This window comes from Pseudomonas sp. PSKL.D1, from assembly GCF_028898945.1.
Lineage (GTDB): Bacteria > Pseudomonadota > Gammaproteobacteria > Pseudomonadales > Pseudomonadaceae > Aquipseudomonas.
Genome location: NZ_CP118607.1, coordinates 4,113,060 through 4,127,085 on the forward strand (window position 1 = coordinate 4,113,060; position 14,026 = coordinate 4,127,085).

12 protein-coding genes and 4 tRNA genes are annotated in these 14,026 nt (G+C 61.9%); 5 read left to right on the forward strand and 11 right to left on the reverse strand.

Translation table 11 applies throughout. The annotated features are described in order from the left end of the window. Nucleotides 1–185 precede the first annotated feature (185 nt). From PVV54_RS18095 to PVV54_RS18110, 4 genes are all read left to right on the forward strand, one after another. Nucleotides 186–1,304, forward strand: coding sequence for a nitrilase-related carbon-nitrogen hydrolase (locus PVV54_RS18095; protein WP_274906574.1), 1,119 nt, complete (start codon nt 186–188; stop codon nt 1,302–1,304). 4 nt (nt 1,305–1,308) lie between these two features. Next, on the forward strand, nt 1,309–2,349 hold the full coding sequence (locus tag PVV54_RS18100) for an AraC family transcriptional regulator (RefSeq protein WP_274906575.1): 1,041 nt from the start codon (nt 1,309–1,311) through the stop codon (nt 2,347–2,349). Between the two features lie 478 nt (nt 2,350–2,827). Beyond that, a complete protein-coding gene (locus tag PVV54_RS18105; protein ID WP_274906576.1) occupies nt 2,828–4,177 on the forward strand; it encodes an MFS transporter in 1,350 nt (449 codons plus the stop codon). 33 nt (nt 4,178–4,210) lie between these two features. Beyond that, nucleotides 4,211–5,371, forward strand: a complete 1,161-nt coding sequence (locus PVV54_RS18110; RefSeq protein WP_274906577.1) for an L-talarate/galactarate dehydratase — start codon at nt 4,211–4,213, stop codon at nt 5,369–5,371. 22 nt (nt 5,372–5,393) lie between these two features. Here PVV54_RS18110 and PVV54_RS18115 read toward each other — a convergent pair whose 3' ends face one another. Together PVV54_RS18115 and PVV54_RS18120 are read right to left on the reverse strand one after the other, a co-directional pair. Further along, nucleotides 5,394–6,293 carry an alcohol dehydrogenase catalytic domain-containing protein gene (locus PVV54_RS18115; protein ID WP_274906578.1) on the reverse strand — a complete coding sequence of 300 codons (900 nt, stop codon included), beginning with the start codon at nt 6,291–6,293 and terminating at the stop codon, nt 5,394–5,396. 74 nt (nt 6,294–6,367) lie between these two features. Further along, complete coding sequence (locus PVV54_RS18120) at nt 6,368–6,868, reverse strand: lactoylglutathione lyase family protein (protein WP_274906579.1); 501 nt, start codon at nt 6,866–6,868, stop codon at nt 6,368–6,370. Between the two features lie 91 nt (nt 6,869–6,959). Between PVV54_RS18120 and PVV54_RS18125 the strand changes: the two genes are divergently transcribed. Continuing rightward, complete coding sequence (locus tag PVV54_RS18125; RefSeq protein ID WP_274910460.1) at nt 6,960–7,838, forward strand: LysR family transcriptional regulator; 879 nt, start codon at nt 6,960–6,962, stop codon at nt 7,836–7,838. A gap of 47 nt (nt 7,839–7,885) precedes the next feature. Here the strand turns inward: PVV54_RS18125 and PVV54_RS18130 are convergent, their stop codons facing one another. The 9 genes from PVV54_RS18130 to PVV54_RS18170 form a co-directional block, all read right to left on the reverse strand. Further along, on the reverse strand, nt 7,886–8,710 hold the full coding sequence (locus PVV54_RS18130) for a DUF2242 domain-containing protein (RefSeq protein ID WP_274906580.1): 825 nt from the start codon (nt 8,708–8,710) through the stop codon (nt 7,886–7,888). A 201-nt stretch (nt 8,711–8,911) separates the two neighbouring features. Then, nucleotides 8,912–8,988 (reverse strand) — tRNA-Asp (locus PVV54_RS18135). 142 nt (nt 8,989–9,130) lie between these two features. Continuing rightward, nucleotides 9,131–9,207, reverse strand: a tRNA-Asp gene (locus PVV54_RS18140). A gap of 100 nt (nt 9,208–9,307) precedes the next feature. Further along, nucleotides 9,308–9,384 (reverse strand) — tRNA-Asp (locus PVV54_RS18145). An 81-nt stretch (nt 9,385–9,465) separates the two neighbouring features. After that, nucleotides 9,466–9,541 (reverse strand) — tRNA-Val (locus tag PVV54_RS18150). Between the two features lie 369 nt (nt 9,542–9,910). Continuing rightward, nucleotides 9,911–10,684, reverse strand: coding sequence for an SDR family oxidoreductase (locus PVV54_RS18155; protein ID WP_274906581.1), 774 nt, complete (start codon nt 10,682–10,684; stop codon nt 9,911–9,913). Continuing rightward, entirely contained in the window at nt 10,681–11,892 is a 1,212-nt protein-coding gene (locus tag PVV54_RS18160) for an O-succinylhomoserine sulfhydrylase (RefSeq protein ID WP_274906582.1), read from the reverse strand. Before PVV54_RS18160 ends, PVV54_RS18155 begins: the two co-directional genes overlap by 4 nt. Before the next feature lie 16 nt (nt 11,893–11,908). Next, entirely contained in the window at nt 11,909–13,414 is a 1,506-nt protein-coding gene (gene purF, locus PVV54_RS18165; protein WP_274906583.1) for an amidophosphoribosyltransferase, read from the reverse strand. Between the two features lie 42 nt (nt 13,415–13,456). Then, nucleotides 13,457–14,014, reverse strand: a complete 558-nt coding sequence (locus PVV54_RS18170) for a CvpA family protein (RefSeq protein WP_274906584.1) — start codon at nt 14,012–14,014, stop codon at nt 13,457–13,459. Between the last annotated feature and the right edge of the window lie 12 nt (nt 14,015–14,026).

Genomic DNA, 14,026 nt, shown 5'->3' on the forward strand with positions numbered 1-14,026 from the left:
GGAGCGGTTCCCTTGGTGGCGTGATCACGGAATGCGGGTGCCTCAGTGGGCCCCGTCGTTTGTCTGCTACCGACATTAAACAGCCGTTTGAACAGGCTCAATGATCGAAACTGACAAGTTATTGATCCTCCTGCACAGCACGACTACTCTAGGAGCTTTCCTTCACGACGGTACACGAAGGCTGCATGCGAAAACTCCTGGCGAGCGCGCTGGCGCTGGTAATGATCGCCGCACTCTGCGGCTACGGCTTCTGGACCCTGCAACGCCCGGAAGGCCACTACCTTTCCGACCTGCGCATCGAGCTGGCGCTGAACCATGGCGTACCTGGCGAGCGCGGCAACCTGTTGGGCGTGGAACCCCTGCTCTACCCCAGTGACTACCAAAACCTGCAACGCCTGCACCGCAAGCTGTCTGCCTACCTTACGCAAGCCCGTGACAAAGGCCTCATCGGGCCGCGCACCGTGGTGGTCATGCCGGAACACATCGGCACCTGGCTGTGGGCCCGTGGCGAGAAGAACGAGCTGTACCAGGTAACCCAAAGCCGTGAAGCCGAGCAATGGCTGGAGCTGAGCAACCCGCTGCGCTATGGCCTGGCCATGCTGGGTGCCAGCGGCGACGACCGGCGGGCCGACGCCCACCTGCGCATGAAGGCGCAGCAGATGGCCAGCGATTACCAGCAGCTGTTTGGCGGGCTGGCCAAGGAATTTGGGGTGACACTGGTGGCGGGCTCGATCGTGCTACCCGCCCCTTACGTGGAAAAAGGCATGTTGCACACGGGCCGAGGCCCCCTGTTCAACAGCAGTGTCGTGTTCGCCGCCGACGGCTCATTGCTGGGGCAGCCACAGCGCCAGCAATACCCGGACAGCGAAATGCGCCGCTACATCCATCACGGCCGCCAGCAGCCACTGCAAGTGCTGCAAACCCCGGCCGGGCGGCTGGGAGTGCTGATTGGCAGTGACAGCTGGTACCCCGAAAACCAGCGCCAGTTACAACACCAACAGGTGCAGTTGATTGCCAACCCGGTTTTCCTCAGCGGCAAGGGCAGCTGGAATGCACCTTGGCGCGGTAATCGCCATCAGGGCGCCACCGCCGCCTTGCCGCTGCAACGCGGTGAAGTCAGCGAGCAGGCTGCCTGGCAGCGCCTGACCCAAGCCGCCGATAACAGCGTGAGCAGCATGAGCGTATTCATGCGTGGGCAGTTCTGGGAACACGGCAGCGACGGCCAAGGGTTTGCCCACCAGGCAGGCGCATTGCTGGCAGGCCCGCCCAGTCAGGGTGCCCGCCTGCTCAACCTGTGGTTGTAGGCCCATGGCCCGCCCGCGTGTACGCCTGGGTGACCTGTCGGTAGGCTTCGTTCAGCCCTTGGCCGACGCTTTACACAGCCTGGGCCACGACCCTGAGCCCCTGCTACGCCGTTATGGGCTGGATGCACAGCGCCTTGCCGAAGCCGGCGCACGCTTATCGATCCCCCGCTACATGCACTTGGGCCATGCCGCCATCGAACTGTCTGGCGAAATGGGGCTTGGCCTGTACATGGGGCGCCTGAGCCGGCTTGCCCAGGCCGGGCTGGCGGGGGTAACGGCGGCCCAGGCACCCACCGTGGGTGAGGCAGCACGCACCCTGCTTCGCTTTGAGCCGTTGTATGCCGCCAACTACCGTGGCCATTCCGGTTTTTACGAAGACGCCCATGGGGCGTGGCTGCGCTTTTACTCGATCAGCCCCTACAACGGCTACAACCGCTTCGTGGTCGACTCGCTGCTGACCGGCTGGCTGGCCCAGCTGTCAGGGCTGGCAGGCGTCACCCTGCAGGCCGAACGGCTGGAAATCGAGTTTGAAGCACCTCCCTACGCTGCTGCCTATGCACCCTTGAGCGCAACGCCTGTGCAGTTTGGCGCCGCAGGAAATCAACTGCGACTGAGCCGCGCCACGCTGGGCGTGATCAACCCTCTGCACTGCCCGAGCACCTGGCAACACCTGTTGCAGCTGTGCGAAGCAGAGTTGGCCCAGCGCACGCGGGTGCGCAGCCTGGGCGAGCGCATCACCCACCTGCTCGGCCCACTGCTTAACGGTGGCCGCGAACCCGACCTTGAGGAAGTGGCGCAGCACCTGCACATGCCCACCTGGACCTTGCGCCGCAAGCTGGCCGATGAAGGCACGCGCTTTCGCGACCTGCTCAACGACACACGGCGCGACCTGGCCGAGACCTACATCCGCGACACGGAACTGGCCTTTGGCGAGATCGCCTACTTGTTGGGGTTTGCATCGGCCGAAGCCTTCCAGCGCGCATTCAAGCGCTGGACAAGCCTCACACCAGGGGAGTTTCGCCGCAGTCAGCGGCGGGTGGGTTAGAGCTCGGTGGCGTCGTCCGCCGGTTCCGGGGTATCCAGTTCATAAGCCTGGAATTCGAGCAGCTCTTCCTGATAATCATCCATTGCCCTGCGTCCTCTTGCACTCGTTATCTTCGTTGGTCATGTCTTCAACCTATGCGGGCAGGATGAAGGAATGATGACAAGCTTATGAGTGGTAAACGTAGCAGGTGCGTGGGAAGTTATCACCGCGCGTCTGTAACAGGGGATGTTTACTCAGGCGCTGCTTGGCCACCGCCCCGTTGGCCGGCAGCATTCACTCACCCTCATCGATCACAGAGCCGCTGAGTTTTTTCATCGGGCAAGCAAATGCAGTCTTGAATGATTGCGCAATCATTGTAAGATCAAACACACAGCCAACCGCTGCCTTTTGCTGATGGCTGTTTTTTTGACCTCGTTATGATTGCGCAATCATGGCAGAGGGCAAATCCAGAAACGCCATCACAACAAGGAAAACAACAGTGATTACTCCAACCACCGAGGCAGCCAGGACCAACGTCCGCTACCTGATCCTGGCGATGATCTTCATCGTCACCGTGTTCAACTACGTCGACCGCGCCACCCTGTCGATCGCCGCCCCCGCCATGCGTGCCGACCTGGGCTTTGACGCCGTGACCATGGGCATCGCGTTTTCCGCCTTCGGCTGGGCCTACACCAGCATGCAACTGCCGGGCGGTGTGATCCTCGACCGCTTCGGCTCGCGCCTGGTGCTGGGCATGAGCCTGATCATCTGGTCGACGTTCACCTTCCTGCAGGGCTTCGTCGACCTGTTCAGCTCGGCGTTCCTGGCGCTGTTCGTGCTGCGCTTCATGATGGGCGTGGCCGAGTCGCCGGCGTTCCCGGCCAATAATCGCCTGACGGTGATGTGGTTCCCGCGCCATGAGCGTGGCCTGGCCACCGCGATCTTCCAGTCTGCGCAGTACTTCGCCCTGGCCGCCTTCACCCCGCTGATGGTGCTGCTGCTCAACAGTTTTGGCTGGCAGCACGTGTTCTTCTGGACCGGCGGCGCCGGCATCCTGATCGGCCTGTTGTGGTTCAAGTTCGTGCATGAGCCGCGCCGTGACAAACGGGTCAACCAGGCCGAACTGGACTACATCGAAGCCGGCGGCGGCCTGCCCGACTTGGGCGAGATCAAGACACCGTTCAGCTGGGCGCGCCTGCGGGCCATCTCTGCCAATCGCATGATGGTGGGCATCTATCTGGGCCAGTTCTGCCTCACCTCAATCACTTGGTTCTTCCTGACCTGGTTCCCCACCTACCTGATCGAAGCCAAGGGCATGACCTTGCTCAAGGTCGGGCTGGTCGCGGCCATCCCTCCCGTGGCCGGGTGCCTGGGCGGCATGATCGGTGGCGTGTGGTCGGACTGGATGCTCAAGAAAGGCTTCAGCCTCACCGCCGCACGCAAGACCCCGATCATCTGCGGCTTGCTGCTGTCGAGCAGTATCGTGGTGGCCAACTATACCCAGTCGATCGCACTGGTGATCCTGGTGATGTCCATCGCCTTTTTCGCCAAGGGTGTCGGCAACCTCGGCTGGTGCATCGTTGGCGACGTGTCGCCCAAGCACGCCATGGGCACCAGCGGTGCGATGTTCAACTTCTGCGGCAACATCGCCAGCATCGTCACCCCGATCGCCATCGGCCTGCTGGTCAAGGGCGCGTCCTTCGATGCTGCCCTTGTCTACGTTGCCGCCATGGGCCTGCTGGGTGCGTTCGCCTACCTGATCATCGTCGGGCCACTCAAGCGCCTTGAAATCGATGACCCGCAAGCCCCCGACACCTCCCCCGCCGTGGCTTCGCACCCGGCTCGCTGACTTTTCCCACCACTCGACCCTCAGGAGAGCCCCATGCTCACACAAGAACAACAACGCCCCTGCGCCGACGGCGACCGCATCGCTCACGTCAAGGTGTCTTCGGTATTCCTGCCGCTGGCCAACCCGATCAGTGACGCCAAAGTGCTGACCGGTCGGCAAAAGCCAATGACCGAAATCGCCATTTTATTCGCCGAGATCGAAACCGAGGACGGCCACAAGGGCCTCGGCTTCAGCTACTCCAAACGTGCAGGCGGGCCGGGCCAGTTCGCCCACGCCAAAGAGATTGCACCGGCGCTGCTGGGCGAAAACCCCAGCGACATCGCCAAACTGTGGACCAAGCTGTGCTGGGCGGGTGCCTCAGTAGGCCGCAGCGGGCTGTCGACGCAGGCCATCGGCGCCTTCGACGTGGCCCTGTGGGATCTCAAGGCCAAGCGTGCCAACCTGTCCCTGGCACGCCTGCTGGGCGCACAGCGTGACTCGGTGCGGTGCTACAACACCTCTGGCGGCTTTTTGCACACGCCGCTGGATCAGTTGCTGAAGAACACCGACCTATCCCGGGAAAAAGGCATTGGCGGCATCAAACTCAAAGTTGGCCAACCGGACTGTGCGCTCGACCTGCACCGCGTCAGTACCGTGCGTGAACACCTGGGCGAAAGCTTCCCGCTGATGGTCGATGCCAACCAGCAGTGGGACCGGCCGACCGCACAGCGCATGTGCCGCCGTTTCGAAGCGTTCAACCTGGTGTGGATCGAGGAACCACTGGACTGCTATGACGCCGAGGGGCACGCGGCCCTGGCCCAGCAGTTCGACACGCCGATCGCCACTGGCGAGATGCTTACCAGCGTTGCCGAACACGCCGAGTTCATCAAGCTGCGCGGTGCCGACTACCTGATGCCGGACGCACCTCGGGTTGGCGGTATCACGCCGTACCTGAAAGTCGCGGCCATGGCCGAACAGGCCGGTGTGATGATCGCCCCGCACTTTGCCATGGAGCTGCATGTGCACTTGGCAGCCACCTACCCGACCGAGCCCTGGGTCGAGCACTTTGAATGGCTGGAACCGCTGTTCAACGAACGCCTTGAGACGCGTGACGGGCGCATGCTGGTGCCCACCCGTCCCGGTCTGGGGTTGTCGTTGAGCGAGCGCGTGCAAGGCTGGACAGCGCAAGTCGCCGAGTTCGGCAAGCGCGCTTAACGGCTGCGGGCAGGCGGCCTCTTCAAGCCGGATCAAGGCGCACAATCGCCTTGCCCGCGTACGTCCTGCCTTGCAAGCCCGCGAGGTGAAGCGCCAGGTGCTCGAAAGGCGCTTCATTGACCGCGTCTGGCACCCATTGCCCGCTACCCAGTTCAGCGAACAGCAATTCCCCGGCATGCACCAGCTCACGCCAGGTACGGTCGTCACCGAACGCATGCGCAGCCCCCAGGGCAACCTCGTGCAACGACAACGTACGCGTGAAGGGGGGCACGGGCGACGCGTTCAGGCGGTCTTGCACGCAGACAAGGTGGCCGTTCGCACGCAAACTCGGCGCGAGCCATTCGGCGTGTTGAGCATTGACTGTATCAATCACTGCGTCGAAGCATTCAGGCCCTTGCCAAGGACCCTCCAATGGGCCGTGCGACCATGCGCCAGCCCCCAGCGAGATCAGGCGATCAGTATGGCGAGGGTGGCTTAAAGCCGTGATTGCAAGGCCACGGCGTGACGCCATTTGAATCAGGTGATGCGCCACAGAGCCGCCTGCACCTGTGATCAGCAGCTGTTTGCAGCTTGCTGGCAGCTTCTCCAGCGCGAGCCACGCAGTAAGCGCCGGGCACGGCAGGCTCGCAGCAGTGGCCCAATCCACGCAAGCGGGCAAACGCAACAGCACACGAGCTTGCACCACGCAGTACTCGGCAAAACTGCCATCACGGGCCAGGCTCTGGTGATACGCAACCCGTTGGCCAACCCAGGCTGCCGGCACGCCCTCACCTACAGCAACCACCACCCCGACACCATCGACACCCGGAACATGGCCTGGCTGCCAGTTGACGAGATCACCCCCCAACACCTTCCAGTCCACGGGGTTGAGGCCGATGGCCACGTTGCGAATCAGCACGTCGCCAGCACCCGGGTCAGCCATTGGTTTTTCAACAAGCTTAAGCTCGGCGGGGTCAGCGCTGCCCTGCCAAACCCAGGCACGATAAGACGATTGCATCATGGCTGATAGGCTCCGGCCGAATAGGTCAGTTCATAGCTGTGGCTGTAGATTTCCAGGATGTTGCCGAACGGGTCTTCCATGTAAACCATGCGGTACGGTTTCTCGCCGGGGAAGTACTCACGTACCGGCATGCGTTGCTTGCCACCGGCGGCGACGATTTTGGCTGCAAGGCCTTCGACATCCGGATCCTGGACGCAAAAATGGAAGACGCCCGTTTTCCAGTATTCGAAGTTGTTCTCGGGCCGCTCGGCATTGCGGAACTGGAAGATCTCGACGCCTACCCGGTCGCCAGTGGACAGGTGGGCAATGCGAAACTCCCCCCAACCAGGGCCAAACACATCAGTGCACATCACCCCGATGGCGCTGTCGTCTTCGGTGATCGTGGTCGCCGGCATGATCAGGTACCAACCCATCACCTCGGTGTAGAACTTTACGGCACCGTCCAGATCGGTGACAGACAAACCAATGTGGGAAAAGCTGCGCGGATAAACAGGCATGTGTGAGCTCCTAACGATCAGAAGTCAACAGTAACGACGCCTGACTATAATAAGAACCACCATCCAGTTATCGAATCAATAACATTTCATGATGATAAACCCACAGTGGTTGAGGTCATTTCTCAACGTCGCCGAACTGGGTAACTTCACACGAGCAGCTGAGCGCTTGCACTTGACCCAGGCTGCCGTCAGCCAGCATGTGAAATACCTGGAAATGCAACTTGGGCCTTTGTTGATCCGGCAATCCAGGACCGTCGAGTTAACGCCAGCGGGGCTCGCGCTGGTGGATTACGGTAGAGATATGGAGCGTGCGTCCTGGGCGCTTCAGGCCCGTTTGTCTGGCGCCGATGAACAACACGGTGAAATCAGCCTGGTAACACCTGGCAGTATCGGCCTCACCGTCTACCCGCTGCTGTTGAACTACCAGCAACGGCACCCCGGCCTGACCATCCGCCATCGCTTTGCTCCTGACCACGAGGTGCTGGAGGCGATTTTAAGCAATCGGTACGACATGGGGCTGGTCACGTTCAAGCCCGAAGACCCTCGCCTGAACGCGCAACGGTTCATGGACGAGCCACTGGAATTGATACTGCCCGCAGGGGTGGAGTATGAAGGCTGGGACACGCTGATTGCACTGGGCTTCATCGACCATCCTGATGGCGTCGGGATGGCAACACGCCTTCTGAGCCGACGTTACCCGGGCCGCCCGAACATTCGCGAAGTTCCAGTGCGGGGCTTCAGCAATCAGGTGGGGTTGATTCTGGAGCCAGTCGCACGCGGCTTGGGCTTTACTGTCCTGCCGCGTTTCGCTCGAGAGGCGTTTGCCGATCAGCGCGCAATTCAGGTTATTGAATGCGGCAGCCCGGTCATCGACACACTGTGGCTTATCCACCGTGCAGAATGGCCCCTGGCCGCCCGCGCCAGGACCGCGATCGAACACATTCGGCAGCGCTTGCAAGAGGGCATGTGACACTGGGTGTAATCCGCGCGCCGATCGAGCGACACGGATGCGCCCACTCAGGGCGTTACCGATGCGGCCTCGGCCGGTTTCGCCTCTTCCTGCGTCTCGATAGGTGCAGCCTCTGCCGGAGGGGCGACCGGTTGCGAGCTCTGGCTGTCATCCACCACAGGGGCCGAAGGGGCTTCGCTGGCCGGCACAATGGCGGCTGCGGCAGGCGCGGCTGGCGCTGCAGAGTCGACAGGTGCAGCCGCCGGTACCGGGGCTGCCGATGCCTGCTCTGGCAAGCCCAGGGCTGGCGCGGGTTTTTCAGGCTTTGGCGCAGGCGCCTCAACCTTGGCCTTGCTGACCTTCTTTGGCTTGGGCAGGTAACTTTCGACCAGCGCGAAGTAACGCTCATAGAACTGAGGCGCGGTAACCGTCTCGCTGGCAACCTTGACCATGGAATCGTCGCTGGAGCCGATTGGCATCGATACCGAGCCCAGTACACCTACGCCGAGGCTGGCCGAGGTGTTGGACTTCTTCAACGCGTAACGGTCCTGCAGGGCGTTGGCGAACATGGTCGAGCGCTGCTCGTCACTGCTGTCCGGTGCGCAGGTTACGTTGAAACTGATCTGCAGGTGGTTTTCGCTGTTCTGCTGAAAGCTCTTGTTACCCGCGAGCTGGTTGGGGCCACTGCTGGTGATGATGTAGCCCTGGCTCAACAACGCGCGGCGGGCAGCCTCGCACGACCCTGCCTCGCTTACCGGGAAGCTGCGCGAGTAAGTGCCTGAGTCATCGAAGTTTTCGTGCTCGTAAACGGCAGCCTTTTTTGAAGAGCAACCGGTCACGCCCGCCAGCACCAGGGCCAGCCCGAGCGCACCGATGACGGATGATCTGGTCATTGCGAATTCCGGGTAAGTCATGAAGGTGCCTATTGTGCAACACAGCGCAGGCACACTGAAACCGTTGATCGGTGAAGAGTTGGTCAGCTTCGTGTAAAGGTGTTGCGAAGCGTGCCGTTCGCCGGCCGTAGAAACGAAAAAAGCGACCCTGAGGTCGCTTTTTTGTAGCTTCGAAGTGTTCATGGGACTTCTAGGCGAAGATGGCGCAGCGGACGGGACTCGAACCCGCGACCCCCGGCGTGACAGGCCGGTATTCTAACCGACTGAACTACCGCTGCGTATCATTCAGGCTTTCACCTGTTTGAAACCTGGGTCTACCCTTGCCGGCTTTTCAGCCTCAGGGCAGGCACAAAAAAAGCGACACGTTGATCGCTCTCTTTGTGTTTGCTTCGAAGTGTTCTAGGGACTTCGAAGCGAAGATGGCGCAGCGGACGGGACTCGAACCCGCGACCCCCGGCGTGACAGGCCGGTATTCTAACCGACTGAACTACCGCTGCGTATCGTTCAGGCTTTCACCTGATTGAAACTGGGATCAGCTTCAGGCGTATTCGCCTTTGGCTTCAGACCGGTGCCAGGCACCCATCTGTTACTTGAAAATGGCGCAGCGGACGGGACTCGAACCCGCGACCCCCGGCGTGACAGGCCGGTATTCTAACCGACTGAACTACCGCTGCGCAGTGTGGCTTATCAGGCCTTGTTCCTCTCTGGCATCGTGCTTCTTTCGAAGCGCCTTGCACCAGGAACATCTCATGAAGTGGTGGGTGATGACGGGATCGAACCGCCGACCCTCTGCTTGTAAGGCAGATGCTCTCCCGGCTGAGCTAATCACCCTCGCATGTTGCTTCGCGCTTCTGAGTATCGCTACCCAGTGTTGCGTTTGCTTCGCTGAGGCCGCGAAATTTACGCAGGTAGCGAACCTAAGTCAATAGCCCTGTTGGATTTTTTTCAAAAAAGGTGTGAATTGATGAGCTCGGCTTGAGGTTTGTGGTGGCGCGTAGATCGAGCGCCGCCCGCGCGGCGCATCGCGGATGAATCCGCTCCTACGTTTGTTGCAACGTGCCAAACCTGTTACGCCATGGCCGCTAGCCTGGCGCATGCCTGTAGGAGCGGATTTACCGAGACGTCGGACCGCCGCGATGCGCCGCGCGGGCGGCGCTCGATCTCAAACACACCACAAGGCCAACGGCGAACACTAACGACTCAGGTGTAGATCATCTTGCGGGTCATCCCGCCATCGACCACAAACTCCTGGCCGGTGACAAACGCCGCCTGGCGCGACAGCAACCAGGCCACCATCGCCGCCACATCTTCCACCGTCCCTACCCTGCCCGCCGGGTGCTGGGCATGGTCGGCTTTGGTCAACGGCTCGGCGCGGCGCTGCGACGGGTCGCGGGCGTCAATCCAGCCGGGGCTAACCGCGTTGACGCGGATTTCCGGGCCCAGGCTCATGGCCAGGGCATGGGTCAACGCCACCAGGCCACCTTTACTGGCCGCATAGGCCTCGGTGTCCGGCTCGGACTGCCGGGCGCGGGTGGACGTCAAATTGACGATGGCGCCGTTGTGCGCACGCAAGTACGGCGCACAATGCTTGGCCAACAGCATCGGGCCATTGAGGTTGACCGCCAGCACCCGGTTCCACTGCGCCAGGCTCAGGCTTTCGAGCGTCTGGTTGTGGGGGTTGGCGATGGCGGCGTTGCACACCAGCGCATCCAGGCGCCCGAACTGCCCCAATACTTCGGACACCCCGGCACTGACTTGCGCCTCGTCGGCCACATCCATGGTGATGAACCAGGCATTGTCACCCAACGCCTTGGCCACCTTGGCCCCGCGCGGGCGGTCCAGGTCGCTGAGCACCACCTGCCACCCTTCGCAGATCAGCCAGGCGGCGATGCCCAGGCCGATGCCGCGCGCGGCACCGGTTACCAAGGCTACCCGGCCGTTATGGCCCGGCCCGCCGCCCTTCCAGTCGATCACAGTGCCGCCAGCCCACGGGCGATGTCCGCCTTGATGTCAGCCAGGTCTTCCAGGCCCACGGCCACACGGATCAGGCTGTCGCGGATGCCTGCGGCCTCACGCTCCTGCGGCGACAGACGGCCGTGGGAGGTGGTGGCCGGGTGGGCGATGGTGGTTTTGCTGTCACCCAGGTTGGTGGTGATCGAGATCACACGGGTGGCATCGATGACGCGCCAGGCGCCTTCCTTGCCCCCTTTGACCTCGAAGCTGACCACCGCACCAAAGCCGCTCATCTGGCGCTTGGCCAGTTCGTGCTGCGGGTGGCTTGGCAGGCCGGCGTAATGCACCTTTTCCACGCCATCTTGCTGCTCCAGCCACTCGGCCAGCGCCTGGGCGCTTTCACAATGGGCGCGCATGCGCAGCTTGAGGGTTTCCAGGCCTTTGGTGAAGATCCAGGCGTTGAACGGGCTCAAGGTCGGGCCAGCGGTGCGCAAGAAGCCCACCACTTCCTTCATCTGCTCGCTGCGCCCGGCAACCACGCCGCCCATGCAACGGCCCTGGCCGTCAATGAACTTGGTGGCCGAGTGGAACACGATGTCGGCACCCAGCTTCAGCGGCTGCTGCAAGGCCGGGGTACTGAAGCAGTTGTCCACCACCAGCATGGCGCCACGGGCATGGGCGACTTCTGCCAGGGCAGCAATGTCGACCAGCTCGGCCAGCGGGTTGGAAGGCGACTCGACCACCAACAGCTTGGTGTTGGCCTTGATGCCCTGCTCCCAACCGCTCAGGTTGGCCAGCGGTACATAGTCCACTTCCACGCCAAAGCGCTTGAAGTACTTCTCGAACAGGCTGATGGTCGAACCGAACACGCTCTGCGAGACCAGAATGTGGTCACCGGCGCTGCACAGCGACATGACCACGGCCAGCAGTGCCGACATGCCAGTGGACGTTGCCACCGCCTGCTCGGCACCTTCCATAGCCGCCAGGCGCTCTTCGAACGCGCGCACGGTCGGGTTGGTATAGCGCGAGTAGACGTTGCCCGGCGTTTCGCCGGCAAAGCGCGCAGCGGCGTCAGCCGCCGTGCGGAACACATAGCTGGAAGTCAGGAACAGCGCTTCGCTGTGCTCCCCTTCCGCTGTACGGTTTTGACCGGCGCGCACCGCCAGGGTGTCGAAGCCGACACCCTCGAGGTCACTGTCCAGTCGCCCGGCATCCCATTGATCCGTCATGCCGTCGCTCCCTAAATCAGTTGTTGTAGAGGTCAATGATCGCGCTGACCGCCTGGTTCTTCACCTTGGCCAGGTCATTACGGGCCTGCTCGATACGGTCGAGGTAGGCCTCGTCGATGTCGCCGGTGACATACTCACCGTTGAACACCGCGCAATCGAATTGCTCGATCTTGATCTTGCCGCCACCGACCGATTCGATCAGGTCCGGCAGGTCCTGGTAGACCAGCCAGTCGGCGCCGATCAACTCGGCCACCTGTTCGGTGGTGCGGTTGTGGGCGATCAATTCGTGAGCGCTCGGCATGTCGATGCCGTAGACGTTGGGGTAGCGCACCGCGGGGGCCGCGGAGCAGAAGTAGACATTTTTGGCACCGGCTTCGCGGGCCATCTGGATGATCTGCTTGCAGGTGGTGCCGCGCACGATCGAGTCGTCCACCAGCATCACGTTCTTGCCGCGGAACTCCAGCTCGATGGCGTTGAGCTTCTGGCGTACGGACTTTTTGCGCGCCGCCTGGCCGGGCATGATGAAGGTACGGCCGATGTAGCGGTTTTTCACAAAGCCTTCGCGGAACTTCACACCCAGGTGGTTGGCCAGCTCCAGCGCGGCGGTGCGGCTGGTGTCCGGGATCGGGATGACCACGTCGATGTCGTGGTCCGGGCGTTCGCGCTGGATCTTCTCGGCCAGCTTCTCACCCATGCGCAGGCGCGCCTTGTACACCGACACGCCATCCATGATCGAGTCCGGGCGGGCCAGGTAAACGTGTTCGAAGATGCACGGCTTAAGCTGTGGGTTGGTGGCGCACTGGCGGGTATACAGCTGGCCTTCTTCGGTGATGTACACCGCTTCGCCCGGCGCCAGGTCGCGGATCAGGGTAAAGCCGAGCACGTCCAGGGCCACGCTTTCCGAGGCGATCATGTATTCCACGCCTTCGTCGGTGTGACGCTGGCCGAACACCACCGGGCGGATGCCGTTGGGGTCACGGAAGCCGACGATGCCGTAGCCGGTGATCATCGCCACCACGGCGTAACCGCCCACGCAACGGCTGTGCACGTGGGACACAGCAGCAAACACGTCATCTTCGGTCGGCTGCAGCTTGCCGCGCACGGCCAGTTCATGGGCGAACACGTTCAGCAGCACTTCCGAGTCGGAGTTGGTGTTGACGTGGCGCAGGTCGGATTCGTAAATCTCTTTGGCCAGCTGCTCGACGTTGGTCAGGTTGCCGTTGTGCGCCAGGGTGATGCCGTAAGGCGAGTTGACATAAAACGGCTGGGCCTCGGCCGAAGTCGAGCTGCCCGCGGTCGGGTAGCGCACGTGGCCGATACCCATGTGGCCAACCAGGCGCTGCATGTGGCGCTGCTGGAAGACATCACGCACCAGGCCATTATCCTTGCGCAGGAACAACCGGCCGTCGTGGCTGGTCACGATACCGGCAGCGTCCTGGCCGCGGTGCTGGAGGACCGTAAGCGCGTCATACAGCGCCTGATTGACGTTCGACTTACCGACGATACCGACGATGCCACACATGCGACGCAACCCCTACTTTGATGAAACTTGAACGAAAAGCGCTCAGTGCTTTGTTGGCCCGAGCAACTGTTCCTTGAACGGGAGATCAACCGGACTGCTGATCGCCCCACTGGACATCCACTGACCGGTGAAACCCAGAATCAGGTTTTTCGACCAGTCTGCGACCAATAGAAATTGTGGTATCAGGCGTGATTCCTGCCACCAGGTATCTTGTTGCACCGGCCCCAGGCTGAGCAGGCCGATGGCGACGACTACCAGCAAGGCCCCGCGCGCTGCGCCGAAAGCCATGCCGAGGAAACGATCGGTGCCGGACAGCCCGGTCACGCGGATCAGCTCGCCGATCAGGAAATTGACCATCGCCCCCACCAGCAAGGTGGCGACGAACAAAATGGCGCAGCCGGCGATGATGCGCATCGACGGGGTTTGAATATAGCTTTCAAGGTACACCGAGAGTGACCCGCCGAACATCCAGGCAACCGCACCGGCAATGATCCAGATGAGCAGCGACAAGGCTTCCTTGACGAAGCCGCGCTTGAGACTGATCAGTGTGGAGACGGCGATGATCGCGATGATCGCCCAATCAACCAGGGTAAATGCCACGGTGCTGCCTGC